The organism is Pseudomonas sp. CH61 (genome assembly GCF_059429415.1).
On the sequence record NZ_CM182098.1, the window covers coordinates 3,589,114 to 3,605,903 of the forward strand.

Below are 16,790 nucleotides of genomic sequence, written 5' to 3' on the forward strand. Positions count from 1 at the left end.
GCCTCTCCCCGGGTCAATCCCACAAGCTGACGCCTTCATTGGTCGGGCTGGGCAGATCCGGCAGGACGATGATCACGCCCAACCGGAACGGCTGAGGCTCATCAGCCAATCCCTGATTGGCATTGAGCACGGCCTCGACGCTGCCATTCAGATGGCCGTAAACGTTGTTGCAAATGACATCGAGCATGTCGCCCTCAGACGTCCTGCATGTCGTCGCCATAGCGCTCAAACTCCAGAGTGAAGCCCTGTTTGCGAGCAATCCCGCCGTGCAGCAGCGCGGACTGTTCCTCGTTGATGTTTTTCAGGCACCACGTCCCGATCACCTCGCCATAGCCCGTGGTCAGGGTCAGCGGTTGCAGCCTGGCCCCGATGGAACGCAACGTGTCGAGCTGCTTTAAACCGCCTTTGAAGCCCGGATAGATCGTGCCCTTGAGCGTCAACTTTTCATCGCCCATACCGATGGCCTGCTTCGCCGGGCGGCGCGTCAGCCGCTCCTGCGAAGCCCAGCGGAATTCGGTCGAACGGCTCAGCTCGTCGAACGCTGCCGTGTCCAGGTTGAAGTAATACGGCTCAATCTTCGGATCGCGCGGCTGAATGATCATCAGATGCGGGAACGGCTTCACCGCCTCCGGCGCCGGCGTGGCCTCCACGGCAAATGAACTGGTGGGCACGATGTTGGCCAGCGACGGACTGACCTTGCCGGCAACGTTGTTGATCGCCGTGGCCGCCTTGCCCGCCTGCTCCTTCAACGTGCCCAGCCGATCCTGCACTTCAGCCGCCGCCCGGGTGGCGCGGCCGTACACCGCTACCACCTGACCGACCTTGGCCTGAGCCGCGTCGACGCCGCGCATCACTCGCTGAAGTTTGGCGCCGATGGCCGGACCAACAAACGGGATGTTTTCCAGCTCGGACGCGGCGCCGGTCAGTTCGCGGATCGCGCCATTGACCGGGGACAGCATGCCATCCGCGCTACGCCGCCCGGTTTCCGCTGCATCCACCAGATACTTCAGACTTGATTGCATCTGCTCCATGTAAGCCATGAAACCTCCTTAGACATGGGGTTCGTCGTACAGCTTGGCGGCGTTACTCCTCGCCGCGTCCGCCATCATTCGCTGCATGTGCGGCATCAGATCCTGCGCCAAAGCTTGCGGGTCCTTGACGTCGCCCTGCACGGTCACCGGCATGCTCAGTGAATACTGAAACTGCTGATCCACCTTGGCCGACTCCGGCTTCGCCGGCTCCTTGGGCTGGATGGCCAGCGCCGCCGACTTGAGCGGCGCCGTCACTGCCATCGAGCGCGCGACATCCCCCAGCACTGGGCCTTGCTGGCCCGCTGACGCCATCATGAGCGGCGTGGTCGGCACCGGCGCCTTTGCCGTTTGCTCGGGCTTTTCATCCTCACCACCGAACAGCGACTTACCCAACGACCCGCCCAGCGCCGCACCGCCCTGACTGCCCAGGTAAGCACCGATCATGCCGCCGATCGCGGTGCCGATGATCGGCACAACCGAACCAATGGCGGCGCCTGCTGCTGCACCGGCCATGGTGCCGGCCAGGTTGCCGGCAGCCGAACCGTAACCTTCGGCTTTTTCGTCCTTGGTCTTGGCGTTTTGAAAGGTTTCAAGCGCCATCGCGCCGGACTCCAGCAGCGTGCCGCCAGGAATGACCTTGGCCGCCTTGCTGACCTTACCGACGGTTTCGGCGACGACGCCAAGCTTGGACAATGCCCCACTTGGAACGGAAGGGACTGATGACGCCGGGATCGAAACAGGGGGACGCGAAGCCGGAACGGGTGGCCGTGAAACCGGAACAGATGGACGTGAAACCGGAACAGGTGGACGTGGCACAGATGGGCGAGGACCTCTCGAACTCGGCAATGACCGGCGCCGAGCGCTGCGCCTTGACCCACGCCCACGTCGGCGCGATTCGCCCGACGCATCCACACCGCCACCCATAGCGCCGGCATTGACGACGAAAACCTTCTTGACGCCGTCGTTACCTGCACCACTTTCAGTACCAAGGCCACCGCCTGTTGCCGCGTCCTTCACCCGCGAAACAACATCCAGGCCAGTCGCTACCAGATCAAGTTCTCCGGGGTTTTTATTTGGGGCTTCGCTCCCATTCCTGCCACCGCGTGACCCACGCGCAAGGTTTAGCAACCCCTTGCCGATCTTGATCGTGCTGAAGATACCTTTTAAGGCGATCAGCCCCGCCCCGACCGTGGCGATACCGGCAACCACCCCGGGCGCGCTATCCGTCAGCGACGTAATGCCTTTAGTAACCTTGGTCAACGACTCGGCCACGGTGTCCGTCACCGGGCGCAGCGCATCACCGATGCTGCGCATGGCGTCATCCATCGACTGGGCCATTTCCGCCCATTTCTGCGATGACGACTCGCGCCGCTCGGCGAGGTTCTTGTCGAGGATCCCGGTCGCGTCACGCGAATCGTTTTTGAGCTGGCTGTACAGCGCCTTGTTCTGCATGTAGGCCGACAGTGCGGCCTTGACCTGCATGTCGGCGAACAGGTCGCCGGTGCGCAGGGATTCTTCCAGCGAGGCCATCATGGCCTTGGCCTTATCGGGATTGGCTTCCTTGCTGATTTTTGACGTCGCTTCGGCCATGGCCGCCGCACGCTTCGGATCGGTCGCCTGAATGTATTTCTGAGCCAGCGACATGCTGGTCTCAAGCGTCGACATACCGTTTTGCAAACCGGTCTGCATCGATCCCTTGTAATCAATCCCGGCTTTTTCGTAAGCCTTGACCGTATCAGTCGAGCCGATTTTGCCCATCCAGTTTTTCAGGTTGTTGGCCGCTTCGTCCGAACTGCCGGCCTGTTTCATCTGCACCTGCAGCATGGCACCCAGTTGGGTCACCGCATCCAAGCCGGTGATTCCGTTGCTGGCCATGTTGGCCAGCAGTTCCGGGAACCACTTGGCCATATCGGCCGCTTCAAAGCTGCCCGCCTGACCTTGGTAGGCGATCGCTTCCAGCGCCTGCTGCATCTGCTTGGGGTCGGTGATCTTGGCGTTCTGCCCTAGGGCGTTGATCATCTTCGCCGTGTCGACGCCGCTGGATCCCTGCCCCACGACAAACTTGGCCGCGACAGGCGCGTATTCCAGCGCCTTGCTCAAGTCCATACCGGCGCCGACCAACTGATTGACCACGTCGGCCACATCGTTGCGCGCCATGCCGGTATCGCGTGACGTGTCGATGATCTTGCGCGACATCTCCTGCTCTTGCGGCTTGTTGGCAATGCCGGCCTTGATCGCGATGTCACGGACAATCGCGCCAAAATCAGCGCTGACCTTGGCCGGCACCGCCATGGCACCGACACCGACCACCGCCGCACCGACGGCGCCCTTCATGCCCTTTACGCCAGAATCAATCTGCTGATGACCCTTGGCTTTCAGCTCGGCTTTGTTGGCCGTCTGCCCCATCGAGCGATAGGCTTTTTCCAGCCGGCCGACCTCGACCCCCTGCTTTTTCAAGCTGTCGAGGTTCGAGTTCAAACGGCTGAGTAATTTGGACGCACCGGCCGCGCCGGTGTCGTGAGCCTTTTTCCATTCTTCACGCAGGCGGATGGTGTCGCCAATCGTGCGCTGCAGCACGCGCGCTTTGTTGCCTTCTGCCTCAAGGCGCTTGATGCGCCCGGTCACGTCCTTGAACGCGGCGCCGACCGTTGAACTGACGGCACCGCCGATCACCAGCCCGAGGGCGAGTTTGTTTGCCATGTCGTGGCCCTCATGTGCCCAGCACTACCGATGGCGGCTCAATCCGTGAGCCACCACACCATATCCGCGAACGGCATCGACTGGATCTCAGCGGCGGAAAATCCGGTTTCCGCCGCCAGACGTTTCGCCGCCGACTTGATAACGCTGGGGTTAAAGCCCGTCGTCGTTGTCCATGCGAAAATAGCCGGCCTGCAAGCGGTTAAAATCCACCAGCTTCAGCCCCTCCAGATCCGCCACACGCGCACCGGACAATGCAGCAAACAACACCAGCTCGCGCTGCTCATCATCGCCACCCACTTCACGGTTAGCCGCCCGCACGTCGCCCACGGTCGGCGAACGCAAGGCCAGCTTGTCGACGGTCACGCCGTTGATTTCACTCGGACACGACAGCGTTACCAGCACCTGATCGGTGGTCAGCGACAACCACGTCGGCATCAAGGCCGAATAATCGGTTTTCGGTACCAGGTGCGAATACGCCGTCTGCACGCGGCGATAATCCGTCAGCTTGAGGCCTTCCAGATCCTTCAGTCCGACTTCGGCGAGACCTGCGAACAGCATCAGTTCGCGCTGTTCATCATCACCGTTGGCAGCACGATCAGCCGCGCGCACCTCACGCACGGTCGGGTTACGCAGGTTCAACGTCTCGACGTCGACGCTATTGGCTTGGCTTGGCCGGGTCAGCGTTACAACAGCGCCGAGCGCACTGAGCGACAGCCAGGCCGGCAGGTTTTTAGCGATTACTTGAGTCATCTGGATCTATTCCTTACATGCCGAGTGCTTGGCGCACTTCGAGCAGTTGGTCTTTGCCGTCGATCACCTGAATGCCGGCGACCATGTCGATTTCGTACATGAGGCGCCCGTCAATTTCGAGCTTGTAGTACGTGACCGAAACGGCGTGTTTGATCTCGGCCGCATCACCGGCTTTCCAGTCACCGAGATCGACCTCTTTGAGGCGACCGCGCAGAGTGGCAACGACCGCTGTCACCGCGCCCTTTTGGCCCTTGAAGGCACCTCGGAACGTGGCGTTGAACGCCGTGCCGTCAGCAAGGCCGAAGTACTTCAGCGACTCGCGGCGCACACCCTTGGTGACAAACGAGGCTTCCATTTTTTCAAGCCCCTGATCCATATCGATGGGGCCAGCCATGCCGCCGCCACGATATTCGTCGGTCTTGGTGGTCAGCTTGGGTAGCGTCAGGCTCGGCACGTCGCCGGAAAAGTTCACGCCGTCGACGAACAGGTTGGTGTTGTACAAAGTCTGAGGAATCATTTGCTACGCCCCCTTAGGCTGCTTCAAGCACTTCGGTCATCCACTGATCGGTGACTTCGAAAAGGAAATTCGGGTTCTCTGCCGGCGGCACGTCGGTGAAACGGATGCGCCAATACACCTTGCCCTGGGCGATCTGGCTGGCCGTGTTCAGTTCGGTGTCGGCGAACACTTCAAAGTTGATGATTGCGCCCTGAGCTTTCAGGTCGCGCATGAACGCATCCAGACCGTTGGTGACATCGGTCACGTAGGTCTTGGTGATCGAACGGTCGACGGCCCACTTGTGCCCCGCCTGCACCGCATCCATGAGGATGAACAGCGTGCGAACGCGGGTAACGAAGGCCCACTTCGGATCGCTCGACAGCGTGCGGTTGCCCCACAGGCGATAACCGTCATCGCGAATGATCGTGGTGATATTGGCGTTGTTGAGCAGGTTGGCCCGGCAGGTCTCGTCGCCGTCCAGGTACTCGACCGCGCGGCCCGTGCCAGTGATGCCGGTCAACTCCTTGTTCGATGGCGAAGCCCAGAAACCGTATTCAGCATCCGTCCAGGCGAACAGCCCCGCCGCCCAAGCCGAGCCGGGCGCGTCGACGGTCTTGCTGGTGATGGTGTCCCAATACTTGACGCCCGGGTCGACCATGAACAGGTTGCGACTGCCGAAGTTCTCGGCGTAGGCAATAGCGGCCTCGTCGGTCGTACCCGGGCCGTCGATGATGCCGATAGCGCGCAGCTTCTGCGCCACGCTGTCGAGCGCCGTGGCCACCGCCTGAGTCGCGGTGTGGCCCGGGGCGATCAGCAATCGCGGCTGGGCGTTGAACAGGCTTTTGCCGTCGAGCAGCGCCTGCAGGCCAGTACGCTGCCCCGACTCCAGCACGCCGCCGATGATCGCCGAGGTTTGCAGCGCAGGATCTTCCAGCTTGGCCACGCCGATGGCGACGATCACCGCCTTGGCTTTGACGTAGATAGCCTGACAGGCCTTGGTGATCGCCGAGTCGGCGCCGAAGGCGGCAATGGCTTCGCGCTCGGTAGTGATCAACTTCAGTTCGCCAGCCTTGGCCGTACCGCCGCCGAGAACACCAGGCGTGAAGGTGTCACACAGACCGATAATCGACGACGACGGCAGCGAGATGGTGCGCGCGCCAGTGTCGACCGACGTGGTCGTGACGCCGTGGAAAAAACTCATAAGGGTCAGTCTCCAGAAACGAAAAAGCCCCGCATAAGCGAGGCTGTGAGGGTGTTCGTGTTACGCGTAACGGAAAAGAAAACGCCCCGTCAGTGCGGGGCGTCTACTGCGGCTCTACGGACTCAATCGGCGGCGCAAAATCTTGACGCATGCCCTTAAGCGACTCCTGCCCCAACGGGATTTGCGCGTCGTGATAGGCCACAAATCGCGGATCATCCCACTCAATTTCTCCTTGATTGGGGTACAACTCGGCATCCTGAGAGCAACCAAAAACCGCGACCACCTTTTGCAGACTTTCATCTTCAAATTGCACAAACATCCGATCACCTCTTAAAAATCGTAAGACGAGGCGGTTGCCATGAACGTAGGCGTTCCGCCAATCGTCGAAGTTGCATAGCGAATCGTTTGCGGCGTCCTGATATGCAAGCGATCAAAAGGCACTGTCTGCTGCCCTCCCGCCGGAACGGAGCCGTTATTTGTTTTTTGCCCGACGCTCGCGTCAGACGCAAAAAGACTCAATGATACGGATGCCGCAGTGCCTGACGTTACCGTTGAAGAACCACCGATCATCCGGGCGTTTTTCGGCAACCCTGCCACCACGGCAGTAATGGCGCCCGTCTGCACTGTTGTATTAAGAATTGAAATACTGGGGCAGTCGACGTGACGATCATATTGCTCGCAAACGGCAAAAATACCCGTGGTTTGCGTGGGCAAAATGGACACCAGCGCCGAAGCTGTGAAACCGGCCGGCATGTAGAGGCCAGCATAGAGATTGGGCAAAACCGCTGTCACTGCGTTGACAGCCAACAGCCCGCTCACTCCCGAAGCCGGGTTATAAATCGCGTACAACCCAACATAACCATTTGCTGGGGCCGCGCCGGTATCCATCCCACCCAGACCTACAGCGGCCAGATTGATCGGCTTATTGAAGTTGTTAAGCCGGTAGGAGCCGGCAGCGTCCTCGACAATCAGTTCATCTGCCGTAAAGTTAGCCGTCGCAGATGCAGCGGTCACAAGCAGCGACGCGTTTCTCGCGGTGCCCGCCACCGGACCATTACTGCGCAGCTTTTGCACCTCCAGCAGCAGTGCCGCAACGTCGATGTTCCCCTGATTGATCGGCGCGTTCCACGCCTTAATGCACCACATGACCGCCGAGTTGCGCGGACGGACAACGCCCGTTTGCACTGAGAACTGCGTCGCTGTTGATTGAGTGACGTAAAAACTTTGGTTGCCCAGCTCGTCGAACTCGGTGTTGTTCCAGATATTGCCAGGGCTTGGCGTACCAGAGTTACTTGCCACACCTCGAATACTTGAACCGAGCTGATTACTGCCAATTGCTCGCCCAGCATCCACCCCGCGCCCATGATCCCAGCCGCGCAGGAACTCGCCGCGCGATTCCGGCAGGCGGAAATTGCCGGCGCCCTCGTCTCCCTTGTTGAAGGCCGTGCCGAGGAACGCCGCCAAATCGGGATAGACCGCAACGCTCTTCACACTGCCGTCCAGCTCCAGAAAACCGGGCGCTGCCTTGTTCAGCGGAAACGCTACCGTTGCACCAACTGGCAGGGCCGAGGCCTGGGCAATCATCGCCTCGATTTCTGTCTTGGTGTATGTGTCCTTGATACCCATCCCGGCGAGTGTTTCCGGGTTATCACCGGAGACGAAAACCCCGCGATCGTTGACCTTGACGCGAGTGTATTGCCCCGCCGCCTTGTTCTTCGGCAGCACTTCCAGAATGGCCGCGTCGACGTAGGCACGCGAGGCCAGCACAATCGCCGGGTCAATCTTGAGCTGAATGTTGCCGGTGCTGGTGACAATGAAGTTCATCCGCACGATCTGCGTGCGACCCGAGCCTTGCGACAGTAGCGGCTTGAAGCTCGGCGCACAGTTGGCCACCGCCACCAGATCGCCGTCCGCATCGTAGAGGCCGATTTCGCGAATCCACTTACCGCCCTCATCGGCTGGAATGATCTGCTCGGCGATGATCACCGCCGGGTTGACCGGGTCGATCTTCAGTTGGTTGAGCGGCTTGCGGCGCCACTCGTTGATCAGCTTGGTTTGCGACGCGCTGGGGATCGGCTCGGTGCCATTGGCATCACCCACGCCCATTTGCGTGATCAGCCAGGGAATGCCGAGCGCGTCGGCGTTCGCCTGCTTGGCCATCCCCACGTTCGTGAGGATCGCGAAAAACTGCGAATTCGCATCAATCATAATAAACGTCCAGGGTATCAATGGTGTGTTCGCGACCAACCACGCCAAAGCTGCCAGTGACCTCAATGTCACGCATGACGGGCGGGTAAACGTCGATTTCGTCGCCTTCGTAGAGGGACACGGCGATATTCAAATCGCCTTGAGTTTCCAGGCTGATCGCCAGCCCGGTCAGTTGCCGGGTGACGGGCTTGGCATCGTCAATCAGGCGCTCAAGCTCCTGATACATTTCTTCGGTGATGCCGGTATCCAGCACTCCGACCTTCAGCGCGAAGGTGCCCGGCACGCCCTCGGGCACGGTCTGGAACCACTCGACGATCTCGATCAGATAGCCCAGCGGCTCGACCACGCGACGCAGCGCGCCGATGGTCCCCTTGTGTTTATGGATGTAGTACGACGCCTTGATGGCCGCGCGCTTGGTCGCCTCAGACCATCGGTAGTCCCAGCGATCGACCGACCACGCCCACGCCAGATGCGGCAGCAGATGCACCGGACAGGTGTCGGGGTTGTAGAGGTCGCGCAGTGGGACAATCGTCTTTTCGAAAAAAGCGGCCTCCATGGCCCGTTCCAGTTGCGTACTGTTGAGCGGTAATAAACTTTTCATATCATCCCGCCAGCCTCACGTTGTAGCGCGTGCAGAACGCCGCTTGCGCCTTGGTCGGGGCCAAGTCCTGCCAACCGACCAACTCAACCCGAGCAACGCCGGCAACGTGCAACTGAGCGTCAATAGCGGAACGTGCGACCTCGACGCCCAGCCGCTTGCGTGGATTGATCCAGGCTGCCAATCGGCTTTTCGCTTCGGCCAAACTGGCATCCGCTTCTGGGCCGGCGCTGGCCATGTGCAAAATGGCGTCAATCTCGTAACGGATCACCTCTGCACTCTGTACGGTCACCCGATCACCAAGTGGACGGACGTCATCGTCATTTAACGCAGCGGCTACTGTCGCTAGCAGCTCCGGCGGTGCTTCGCCTTCTCCGTCCAATCCAAGCACTGTGACCGTGACGTAACAGGGCTTCGGGCTTTCGGCCGTGGCGTCTGCCACCAGCCCAGAAGCGTTACGCGCATGCAGGATGTAGCTGTTGCGCGGACCGGCCGTAGTCAGCCCTTCATAGGCCAACTGGATGCGTTCGCGAAACGGGTCGTCGTCTTCCATGACCTTGGGCACCGGCGGCACCGCCAGCAGATCCTCGGCCTGAATGACCAGGCGCTGCAAATTGACGTTGGCCCCCAAGTGATCGAGGTCGCTGCGAATGGCGTGCGCCAGCAATAGCGCTTTGCCGGCGTCATTGACCCGGGCGCGGTTGCCGACCTTGTTGTAAGCCCCAACCTCAAGCACTTTGACCACGGGATCGCTTTCCAGCGCGGCCGTCCAGTTGCCACCCATGTACCCACGAAAGACGCCTAAACCGTCCTGATAAACCTCTTCGAAGTCCAGAGGCTCCAGCACGGTCGGCGCCGGCAGCGACGACAGATCAACGGTACTCATACAGCCACCTCCAACGTGACGCCGTCGCCCAGGTACTTCCCGACGATTTGCAAATTGATTTGCCCGCCAATGACGGAAATGACCCGCACCTGATCCAACTTCAAACGCGGCTCCCAGCGCTCCAGAGCGCGGGCAACCTCAGCCTGTACGGCGCTTTTCCAGCCCTCGTTAACGGGCAAATCGACAAACCGCCGCAGCTTGCTGCCGTACTCCATGCGGTGCCGGCGACTGCCCAGGGGCGTGCTCAAGATGTCGGCAATGGATTGCCGTAGATGCTCGATGCCGGATATGGGTAGGCCGGTCTGGCGATCCATTCCGATCATCGATGTCACTCCTTGAACGGCTCGTATTCTTTGCTGGCTTTCAGGAACTTGATCGCCTCGATGTCGGAGGCCGGTACCACGACCGTCGCCTTCTCGACCGGATAGGCACGGTCAGTACCGGGCACGATCAACAGTCGCGACGTGTAGAGCTTGTCGCGGAATTTCAAGGACTCAGGCGATGAGAACGCTGAGGATGACAATGCCGGTTCCGAGGACGTTTGCGCATCGGTTGAGGTCGCATCGATCTTGGCCATGTGTTTCTCCAGGCAAGAAAAAGCCCGCACTGGGCGGGCTGTGGTGAATGAATTAATGCGTGTGGTGATTGCTGTTGCCGGTGGCATCAATGATTGCGCCGGCGCTGGTGATGCCCTTGGTAACGTGCAGCGCGCCGTCGATCATCACCGCCGCTTTCAGGTTGATGTTGCCGGTGGTCACGTTCACCGCGCTATCGGTCACGACCGCTTCCGTGCTCGCCACTTTGATGGTGACCGTGCCGCTCGGCAGGGCAATGGTGTAGCTCTTGGCCTGCCAGTCGTAGATCAGCGAGCCACCATCATCAAAACGCCAGACCTCGACATGGTCGCGATTATCCGGCGGCGGTCCGGCATTGCCATACAGGCCCGGGACAAACGTGCCTTGCGACACGTCACCGCTGGGACTGATCAAACTGCCCTGTTCGCCCAAAGACGGTGCCCGCCAGTGCCGGGCCTTGCCGGCGGCGATGCTGTGCCAGCGCACCCAGGCGCTGACCCATTCACTGCCGTCCGACACGCGACATACCGGCGGCGAAGCGGACAGGTCCACCGCGACCACGTAGCAAGCCTTTACCGCCCCCGCGATCATGCGGTCATGCTGGGCGCTGGCATAACTCATGGCAGATCCTCGGGCCTGAATCGCCCGTCACCCGGCTCAATGTCCAGGACCAACGTTCCTGGCGGTTCGTCCGACCATGGCCATTCCTCAACGCCGAGATAAACCTGCTGAGTCCACTCCACCAGCCACACGGTGTATCCGTCCAGGTGCGGCTGGGTCCAGTCCTGCAGCGATTGCACAAACTCGGCGGGTTCAACTGCCAACCCCCACGTCTGCGCGCGCAGCAGCACCGCCAACTGCGTCGCCAATTGCACGGCCTGCTGATGATGGTGCGGCTTGATCGGGTCAACGATGATCCGAGCCTCGAACTTGCAAACCAGCGAGGTTTCGCCGGTGCCGATATCGGTACCCGGCTCGATCTCAGCCACCTCAAGGAAGACCGCTGGCAACAGCACGCGATCCTTAATGTCTGGCCAGGCCGTGACGGCCTGCACGCCAGGCAAGTGGGTACGCAGATGCTGTTCTACCGCCCGATAAAGCTGGTCCAAACTGAAGGGTTCGTCAGACATTGCCGATCCTCTTGAGGTATTTCTGCAGCTCAAAGTTGAGTTCCTGTTTGAGGATCTCCAGCAGGCGCTCATCCGCCTTTTTGACCCAGCTGTCGAAGTGCGGCCGGGCTTGCTCCAGCGATACCTTGGCCTTGGCCAGCGGGAAACGACTGCCGTTTTCGGCGACCCAACCCGAACTCGGCCCGCGACCAGGTGACACCGTGCTGTCGGGGTAGTCATCCGCGTTGAAATGCTTGCTGGCTGTGCGGATCCAGATGTCGGGCTTGTTGCCGTAGACCTTCTTGAGAAAGGCACCTTCATAACGCCGCCCCGCCACCGACACACCGCTCCCGGTCTGCCGCGCCCGGCCGATCCGGCTGGATTCGATGGCGTTCAAACCGAACCACAGTTTGCCGCTCGCGGCACCGCCGGAAACCGGATAGCTGCGCAACCGCTGACGCACCGCTGCAACAGCAATGCGCTCTGACCGGCTGACGGCTCGGGCAATGTGCGTGCGCAACCAGCCCAACGTCTTGTTGATTGCGCGTCGATGCGCCGCAGCGGCCGCTTTCGGCACCACCTTGGCAAAGTCCTGGAACGCCTGAAAATCTGCGGCCGAGGACCGGATAGAAATCATCCCGCCCCCGGCCGAGGGTTTGAAATAGCTGCCGACGCTCACGGCCGCAACCTCAGAATCAGGGCGACCAGCCCGTCACCGCTCGGTTCGAGCTGGATCAGGTCGTAGTCACCGCCGCCATCCAAGGCAGGCAGGTCAACGCTGACCAGCATGCCCTGTTCCAGACCTTGCGAATCGCTGACGCGGATCTCGAAGCGAGGCTCGCGCAACCCGGTATTGAGCTTGCCGAACTTGGGTTGCAGCCAGGGCGCGGCAAACATGCCGAGCACTGGCTCTTCGCGACCCTCGATCCGTGCGGTGTCGCCGAGCGTTTCGAACACCACCGCGTCAACCTCGGCGATCAGATCGCGAAAGCCCATGGTCAGAGTTCCAGCAGGATCTGGGCGCGCGGTCGAGTGCACAGGTGCAGCGGGTTGGACTGAGCTTCACCGGCCATACCTTTGTTGAAGGGCAGCGGCTCGATCATGCTGTAGTACGGGATGCCTTGGGTGTTGACCGTTTCCATGTAGTCGGCCGGTGCAAACACCGAGATGTATAGATCTGGAACGCCTTCAGGAACCAGCAGCGCCTTGTCGTCATGGACAAAAGACACGCCGGCGACCTTGCCACGGTAACGCTCCCAGATGATGCCGCCGAACTCGAAACTTTCCCGGGCGTCACCACGCAGCGCTGCCGCTTGCTGACTGTTGAGGTAGGTCTCTTTGACCGACTTGTGAACAATCAGCTTGTTCCAGAAGTTCTTGCCGCAGAAAGCGCGCGAACCGGTACTGGTCACGCTGCCGAGCGCGTCTTCCTGCATGTCCAGCGCTTCACCGCACTTGACCCGCAGTTCCGTGCCCGCATCCGCCAGCCCCATGGACAACTTTTGGCGCTCTACACCGAAGCGATCATAGAGATCCAGCAGCACGGTTTTGCCATCGGCATCGAGGATCTGGCCATTCAGTGCGCCCATACGCTGGAATTCGTGCGTGGCGTCCAACTGGCGCCGCGCCTTAGCCAGACGCGCATTGACCACGTCCTGCACCGCCTGCAGCTCAGTGCGAGTGCCGAAGGCGCGGATGCCTTGGATCTCATCCGCCTTGATGGTGAAACGCTCCGGCAAGTGCACGGTGTTGAACGGGATCAGGTTGCGCTTGCTCGCAGCAACCACCAGGCCAGAACCACCGCGCTCACCGGCCGGCACCAGTGCCAGGGTGTCACCGTCCTTTTCAATCTGCACGGTCAGGGTGGTAATGCCCTCCTCGCGGAACAGGCCCAAGGCGCTGATGCGCCCTGGCAGGTACGGTTGATCATTGAGCGCAGCGGTCAGCGAGGTAACGGTAAATGCTTCGTCGTCAAAAATGGCGATATCGGCCATGGGTACTCTCCAGAAACGAAAAATCCCGCACGCGGCGGGATGCATACAAAGAAGGATCGACTTAGCGGACGATCACGAAATGAGTGGCGAGTGCTTTCTCGGCGGACAGATCGAGGCCGATCAAATGTGCTTCGCTGACTTCGGCCAACCGCACCACGGCGCGGCCGCGACGAACAACATCAGATTCGCCAAGCGGGCCGTAGAGAATGGCGACAGCATTTTCGGTGCCGTCCTCAGCAGTCGGTTCGTAGGCTGCGAATTCACCGGAGGCGGTCACCAGCCCAAGGATTTGCCCCGGCCACAACGCTGGACCGGCCGCGACGTTGATCGCTTCGCGCGAAATTGTGCCGGCACCTTCGGACAGCAGGAATTCACCTGCGTGCATCGGTTCCTGTTTGATGGTCATGCTCGTGCTCCTTTCGCGCTTTGCGCGGTTCCAGTTTGGGCCGCTTGTCGAGCAGCCCAAATCGAGTTGGGGTCAGGTTGTTTGGCCAGCACCTTGGGCGCCAGGTCGTCCGCCAGCGGCAGACTGTTGTCGATTTCAAAGCCCTTACCGCTGGTGACAATTTTGTCGAACAGACGCGCCCGCACCGCCGGCGCATCCAGACCTGCCGCGACATACTCGGCGCTGAATTCAGGCAGCCGCGCGGCCACGCAGAGGTCGTTAATCGCCTTGGCGCGTGCCAGACCGGCCAGAACAATTTCTTCGCTTTCGAGCTTGGTCGAACTGAGTAGCGACTCGACCAAGTTGCTGATGCCCGCTGCCGTGCAGCGCTGGGTGATCATCAGTGCCAACTTGGCCGAGTCGACTACAGGCGGTACCAGCGGAGGTTCTACAGGTTCAAGTTCGGGATCCGACTCAGGTGGCTCGTCGAGCTGCGCCACCAGCTCAGCGGGAGCGTGCTGGAACCGTTGCAAGACCGCGCCTTGGCCTAGGCAGGCTTTGACCTTGATGCCGTCGCCGACTTCGTCTGCAAGACCAAGCGCCACCGCTTCGTTAGCAGTCAGCCAGGTTTCAGCATCAACCATTCGCCGCAGCTCGGCGTCATCGATGTCCGGCGCCTTGGCCTTATACGCCGCGAGGATCGCCTCCAAGGTTTGATCCAATACATCAGCGACCCGGCGGAAATCTTCAGCGTCACCGCCTGTATAGGTATAGGGGTTATGAATCATCAACATGGCGTTCGCCGCGATGACTACGCGGTGTGCACCGCACACTGCCACGCTGGCCGCACTCGCTGCCAGTGCATCGATCCGGCCAGTGCAGCGCTCGCCCAGCCGCGACAGCGCGTTGTGCATGGCCAGCCCGTCGAACAGGTCACCGCCGATACTGTTGAACGCGGCGACCACCGGCGACACACCGTCGTCCATGGCGCGCAGATCCTGCACGAACTGATTGGCAGTGATGCCCCACGCGCCGATCTCGCCATAGACAAAGACTTCGATCACTCGCTCGGTGGACTCGCCGCTTGCATGAACGGCGTACCAAGTCTTGTCCTTGACCTCGACGCGTTTGCCGGCGCGGTTGTAAATACGCGGTTTCGCGCGCTTGCTCATGGTTGCTCCTTGTCGTCGGTGTCTTCGACGGCATCCAGGGTGTTGTAGTTGAGGCCCAGCTCTGTGGCCCGCTTCAGATCGGCGGCGTTTTCCAGATCGACCGTTTCGGCGTCGTAGCCGGTACGCAGGACCATCTCGCTGCGCGACGAAAAACCGGCTCTCACCTCCATCGCTCGCGCCTGCACGTCCTGCACCGGCTGGATGTAAGCCCAGCCTTGTGGCACCCAGCGGGTGCGCAGGTATTGGCGGCGCTTCTGTGCGTAATCGTCCAGCACCAAGACACCCGACAGCACCGCCATATCCATCCACGCAGCCCGTACCGGGCGGCAAAGTTGATGCACATACACGCTGAACTGCAGTTGTTCCAGGCGACGCCGAAACTCGTTGAGCATCACCCGCAGCGCTCGGTCGTTGATACCGCGCATGTCGCCGGTGAGGATCTCGTAAGGCGTGCCAGACCCCGCTGCCGCAGCCATCAGTTGCTGACGCATGAAGTCTGGGTAGTTGTTGCCAGCGTCTGGCGGTTTGGAGAACTCAACCTCCTCTCCTGCCCCCAGCTCCTGCATCGTGCCGGGTTCGAGCGCGACCATCGGAGTGAAGCCATCGCGATCCAGATCGAGCGGCTGACCGGTCACCGGATCTCTGGGAAGCGGTCCCGAGTCCGGCGCCGGACGTTTGATGAAACCGGCGAATAGGTTGGCCACTTCCTGACGAAACAGCACCGCGTCGTCGTAGTTGTCCAGACTGCGCAGGCGCTTGAGCACCGGCGACAATCGCGGCACACCGCGCAACTGTCCCGGCTCAACCGGTTCGAAGATGTGCAGCACTTGGGCAGCGGGCACGCGGACCAATTGGTTGTAGCCGGCGTTCAGCGAGGCTGCATCGCGCGGATGTGACAGGTACATCCAGTACGCCACCCGCTTGCCGCCTGGGGTGAATTCGATGCCAGCGCGGATGACGTTGCCGTTTTTGGTGGTCTCGAACTTGTCGTGCGGCACGAATTCCGGTGCGAGGATCTGCAGCTGCAGCGGAACGACCAAGCCTTCATCCAGACCGCGCGGCCGTAACCGCACGAAGCATTCGCCCGAGGTTTCAACCGTGCGCGCCACCAGCGCCTGCTGGCCGTAAAAGTCGGTGCGATCATCCGCATCCGATTCATCAACCCAATCCCCCCACAGCTCCTGCAGTAGTTTGCGCAACGCATCGTCGTCGGTCGTTGGCCTCGGAGTGATGCCCGTGCCGATCAGGTTGCTGACGCGCTTGTCGATGACGTTGAAGGCGTACGGGTCATTGCGAACCGCCGCCCGGGAGCGCGACCGCAGGTTGCGCAATGCCGGCGTGTTGATGCTGTTGATCCCGTTGTCGGGAGCGTCCCAGCCAGTGGAGCGGCGCCCTTCTCCAGCGCCTTCGTAACTAGCCTTGATATTGGACGGCAGAACGAATCCGTAACGGGTCAGGGTTGGAAACTGTCGGGCCATCAGACCCCCTTCCCTGCATGGTACAGCCGGACCACGCGTGAACGTGGCCCAGCTGCACTTGCCAACGACGAGCGTATTTCTTCCCGCGCCTTGAGCAGCTCATCGACCGTGCGGTATTCCACGGTGCGGTCGGTGTAGCGCACAGTTTTCTCACCGCGAGCAATGGCCGCCTCAACCGCGTCGAGGTGCTTTTTTGTAAAGGACATA

21 protein-coding genes are annotated in these 16,790 nt (G+C 60.9%); all 21 read right to left on the reverse strand.

Going from position 1 to position 16,790, the window contains the following annotated elements:
* Positions 1 to 13 precede the first annotated feature (13 nt).
* Positions 14 to 220 (reverse strand): tail protein X, encoded by a 207-nt coding sequence (locus AC5SEM_RS15980; RefSeq protein WP_495470796.1) that lies wholly within the window; start codon positions 218 to 220, stop codon positions 14 to 16.
* Positions 195 to 1,040 (reverse strand): phage tail protein, encoded by an 846-nt coding sequence (locus tag AC5SEM_RS15985; protein ID WP_212621914.1) that lies wholly within the window; start codon positions 1,038 to 1,040, stop codon positions 195 to 197. Before AC5SEM_RS15985 ends, AC5SEM_RS15980 begins: the two co-directional genes overlap by 26 nt.
* 9 nt (positions 1,041 to 1,049) lie before the next feature.
* Positions 1,050 to 3,731, reverse strand: coding sequence for a phage tail tape measure protein (locus AC5SEM_RS15990; RefSeq protein ID WP_495470797.1), 2,682 nt, complete (start codon positions 3,729 to 3,731; stop codon positions 1,050 to 1,052).
* A gap of 150 nt (positions 3,732 to 3,881) precedes the next feature.
* Positions 3,882 to 4,481, reverse strand: a complete 600-nt coding sequence (locus AC5SEM_RS15995; protein WP_495470798.1) for a phage tail assembly protein — start codon at positions 4,479 to 4,481, stop codon at positions 3,882 to 3,884.
* A 13-nt stretch (positions 4,482 to 4,494) separates the two neighbouring features.
* Entirely contained in the window at positions 4,495 to 4,998 is a 504-nt protein-coding gene (locus AC5SEM_RS16000) for a phage major tail tube protein (protein WP_102902301.1), read from the reverse strand.
* Between the two features lie 13 nt (positions 4,999 to 5,011).
* On the reverse strand, positions 5,012 to 6,178 hold the full coding sequence (locus tag AC5SEM_RS16005) for a phage tail sheath subtilisin-like domain-containing protein (RefSeq protein WP_495470799.1): 1,167 nt from the start codon (positions 6,176 to 6,178) through the stop codon (positions 5,012 to 5,014).
* 103 nt (positions 6,179 to 6,281) lie between these two features.
* Positions 6,282 to 6,497, reverse strand: a complete 216-nt coding sequence (locus AC5SEM_RS16010) for a hypothetical protein (protein ID WP_495470800.1) — start codon at positions 6,495 to 6,497, stop codon at positions 6,282 to 6,284.
* An 11-nt stretch (positions 6,498 to 6,508) separates the two neighbouring features.
* Complete coding sequence (locus AC5SEM_RS16015) at positions 6,509 to 8,386, reverse strand: phage tail-collar fiber domain-containing protein (RefSeq protein ID WP_495470801.1); 1,878 nt, start codon at positions 8,384 to 8,386, stop codon at positions 6,509 to 6,511.
* Positions 8,379 to 8,987 carry a phage tail protein I gene (locus AC5SEM_RS16020; protein WP_483878983.1) on the reverse strand — a complete coding sequence of 203 codons (609 nt, stop codon included), beginning with the start codon at positions 8,985 to 8,987 and terminating at the stop codon, positions 8,379 to 8,381. Before AC5SEM_RS16020 ends, AC5SEM_RS16015 begins: the two co-directional genes overlap by 8 nt.
* A 1-nt stretch (position 8,988) precedes the next feature.
* Positions 8,989 to 9,870, reverse strand: coding sequence for a baseplate assembly protein (locus AC5SEM_RS16025; RefSeq protein WP_495470802.1), 882 nt, complete (start codon positions 9,868 to 9,870; stop codon positions 8,989 to 8,991).
* The gene (locus AC5SEM_RS16030; protein WP_460065318.1) at positions 9,867 to 10,193 is read right to left on the reverse strand and encodes a GPW/gp25 family protein; all 327 of its coding nucleotides are present in this window, start codon (positions 10,191 to 10,193) and stop codon (positions 9,867 to 9,869) included. Before AC5SEM_RS16030 ends, AC5SEM_RS16025 begins: the two co-directional genes overlap by 4 nt.
* Positions 10,194 to 10,198: 5 nt before the next feature.
* Positions 10,199 to 10,447: a hypothetical protein gene (locus tag AC5SEM_RS16035; RefSeq protein WP_495470803.1), complete on the reverse strand. Its 249-nt coding sequence runs from the start codon at positions 10,445 to 10,447 to the stop codon at positions 10,199 to 10,201.
* Positions 10,448 to 10,499: 52 nt separating this feature from the next.
* On the reverse strand, positions 10,500 to 11,066 hold the full coding sequence (locus AC5SEM_RS16040; RefSeq protein WP_495470804.1) for a phage baseplate assembly protein V: 567 nt from the start codon (positions 11,064 to 11,066) through the stop codon (positions 10,500 to 10,502).
* Positions 11,063 to 11,575: a hypothetical protein gene (locus AC5SEM_RS16045; RefSeq protein WP_495470805.1), complete on the reverse strand. Its 513-nt coding sequence runs from the start codon at positions 11,573 to 11,575 to the stop codon at positions 11,063 to 11,065. The genes AC5SEM_RS16040 and AC5SEM_RS16045 overlap by 4 nt, the downstream gene beginning before the upstream one ends.
* Positions 11,568 to 12,233 carry a hypothetical protein gene (locus tag AC5SEM_RS16050; protein WP_495470806.1) on the reverse strand — a complete coding sequence of 222 codons (666 nt, stop codon included), beginning with the start codon at positions 12,231 to 12,233 and terminating at the stop codon, positions 11,568 to 11,570. The genes AC5SEM_RS16045 and AC5SEM_RS16050 overlap by 8 nt, the downstream gene beginning before the upstream one ends.
* Positions 12,230 to 12,550, reverse strand: coding sequence for a head-tail joining protein (locus tag AC5SEM_RS16055; protein ID WP_034155914.1), 321 nt, complete (start codon positions 12,548 to 12,550; stop codon positions 12,230 to 12,232). The genes AC5SEM_RS16050 and AC5SEM_RS16055 overlap by 4 nt, the downstream gene beginning before the upstream one ends.
* 2 nt (positions 12,551 to 12,552) lie before the next feature.
* Complete coding sequence (locus tag AC5SEM_RS16060) at positions 12,553 to 13,548, reverse strand: major capsid protein (RefSeq protein ID WP_064364585.1); 996 nt, start codon at positions 13,546 to 13,548, stop codon at positions 12,553 to 12,555.
* 61 nt (positions 13,549 to 13,609) lie between these two features.
* Positions 13,610 to 13,954, reverse strand: coding sequence for a head decoration protein (locus AC5SEM_RS16065; RefSeq protein WP_495470807.1), 345 nt, complete (start codon positions 13,952 to 13,954; stop codon positions 13,610 to 13,612).
* Positions 13,951 to 15,105 carry a head maturation protease, ClpP-related gene (locus tag AC5SEM_RS16070; protein WP_495470808.1) on the reverse strand — a complete coding sequence of 385 codons (1,155 nt, stop codon included), beginning with the start codon at positions 15,103 to 15,105 and terminating at the stop codon, positions 13,951 to 13,953. The genes AC5SEM_RS16065 and AC5SEM_RS16070 overlap by 4 nt, the downstream gene beginning before the upstream one ends.
* Positions 15,102 to 16,583, reverse strand: coding sequence for a phage portal protein (locus AC5SEM_RS16075; protein WP_495470809.1), 1,482 nt, complete (start codon positions 16,581 to 16,583; stop codon positions 15,102 to 15,104). The genes AC5SEM_RS16070 and AC5SEM_RS16075 overlap by 4 nt, the downstream gene beginning before the upstream one ends.
* Positions 16,583 to 16,789, reverse strand: a complete 207-nt coding sequence (locus AC5SEM_RS16080; RefSeq protein WP_008087653.1) for a phage head-tail joining protein — start codon at positions 16,787 to 16,789, stop codon at positions 16,583 to 16,585. Before AC5SEM_RS16080 ends, AC5SEM_RS16075 begins: the two co-directional genes overlap by 1 nt.
* Position 16,790: the final 1 nt, after the last annotated feature.

Bases quoted from the DNA above. Each gene is read 5' to 3' on its own strand.
- AC5SEM_RS15980 (WP_495470796.1), bottom strand. From the start codon at position 220: ATGGCGACGACATGCAGGACGTCTGAGGGCGACATGCTCGATGTCATT.
- AC5SEM_RS15985 (WP_212621914.1), bottom strand. From the start codon at position 1,040: ATGGCTTACATGGAGCAGATGCAATCAAGTCTGAAGTATCTGGTGGAT.
- AC5SEM_RS15990 (WP_495470797.1), bottom strand. From the start codon at position 3,731: ATGGCAAACAAACTCGCCCTCGGGCTGGTGATCGGCGGTGCCGTCAGT.
- AC5SEM_RS15995 (WP_495470798.1), bottom strand. From the start codon at position 4,481: ATGACTCAAGTAATCGCTAAAAACCTGCCGGCCTGGCTGTCGCTCAGT.
- AC5SEM_RS16000 (WP_102902301.1), bottom strand. From the start codon at position 4,998: ATGATTCCTCAGACTTTGTACAACACCAACCTGTTCGTCGACGGCGTG.
- AC5SEM_RS16005 (WP_495470799.1), bottom strand. From the start codon at position 6,178: ATGAGTTTTTTCCACGGCGTCACGACCACGTCGGTCGACACTGGCGCG.
- AC5SEM_RS16010 (WP_495470800.1), bottom strand. From the start codon at position 6,497: ATGTTTGTGCAATTTGAAGATGAAAGTCTGCAAAAGGTGGTCGCGGTT.
- AC5SEM_RS16015 (WP_495470801.1), bottom strand. From the start codon at position 8,386: ATGATTGATGCGAATTCGCAGTTTTTCGCGATCCTCACGAACGTGGGG.
- AC5SEM_RS16020 (WP_483878983.1), bottom strand. From the start codon at position 8,987: ATGAAAAGTTTATTACCGCTCAACAGTACGCAACTGGAACGGGCCATG.
- AC5SEM_RS16025 (WP_495470802.1), bottom strand. From the start codon at position 9,870: ATGAGTACCGTTGATCTGTCGTCGCTGCCGGCGCCGACCGTGCTGGAG.
- AC5SEM_RS16030 (WP_460065318.1), bottom strand. From the start codon at position 10,193: ATGATCGGAATGGATCGCCAGACCGGCCTACCCATATCCGGCATCGAG.
- AC5SEM_RS16035 (WP_495470803.1), bottom strand. From the start codon at position 10,447: ATGGCCAAGATCGATGCGACCTCAACCGATGCGCAAACGTCCTCGGAA.
- AC5SEM_RS16040 (WP_495470804.1), bottom strand. From the start codon at position 11,066: ATGAGTTATGCCAGCGCCCAGCATGACCGCATGATCGCGGGGGCGGTA.
- AC5SEM_RS16045 (WP_495470805.1), bottom strand. From the start codon at position 11,575: ATGTCTGACGAACCCTTCAGTTTGGACCAGCTTTATCGGGCGGTAGAA.
- AC5SEM_RS16055 (WP_034155914.1), bottom strand. From the start codon at position 12,550: ATGGGCTTTCGCGATCTGATCGCCGAGGTTGACGCGGTGGTGTTCGAA.
- AC5SEM_RS16060 (WP_064364585.1), bottom strand. From the start codon at position 13,548: ATGGCCGATATCGCCATTTTTGACGACGAAGCATTTACCGTTACCTCG.
- AC5SEM_RS16065 (WP_495470807.1), bottom strand. From the start codon at position 13,954: ATGACCATCAAACAGGAACCGATGCACGCAGGTGAATTCCTGCTGTCC.
- AC5SEM_RS16070 (WP_495470808.1), bottom strand. From the start codon at position 15,105: ATGAGCAAGCGCGCGAAACCGCGTATTTACAACCGCGCCGGCAAACGC.
- AC5SEM_RS16075 (WP_495470809.1), bottom strand. From the start codon at position 16,583: ATGGCCCGACAGTTTCCAACCCTGACCCGTTACGGATTCGTTCTGCCG.
- AC5SEM_RS16080 (WP_008087653.1), bottom strand. From the start codon at position 16,789: ATGTCCTTTACAAAAAAGCACCTCGACGCGGTTGAGGCGGCCATTGCT.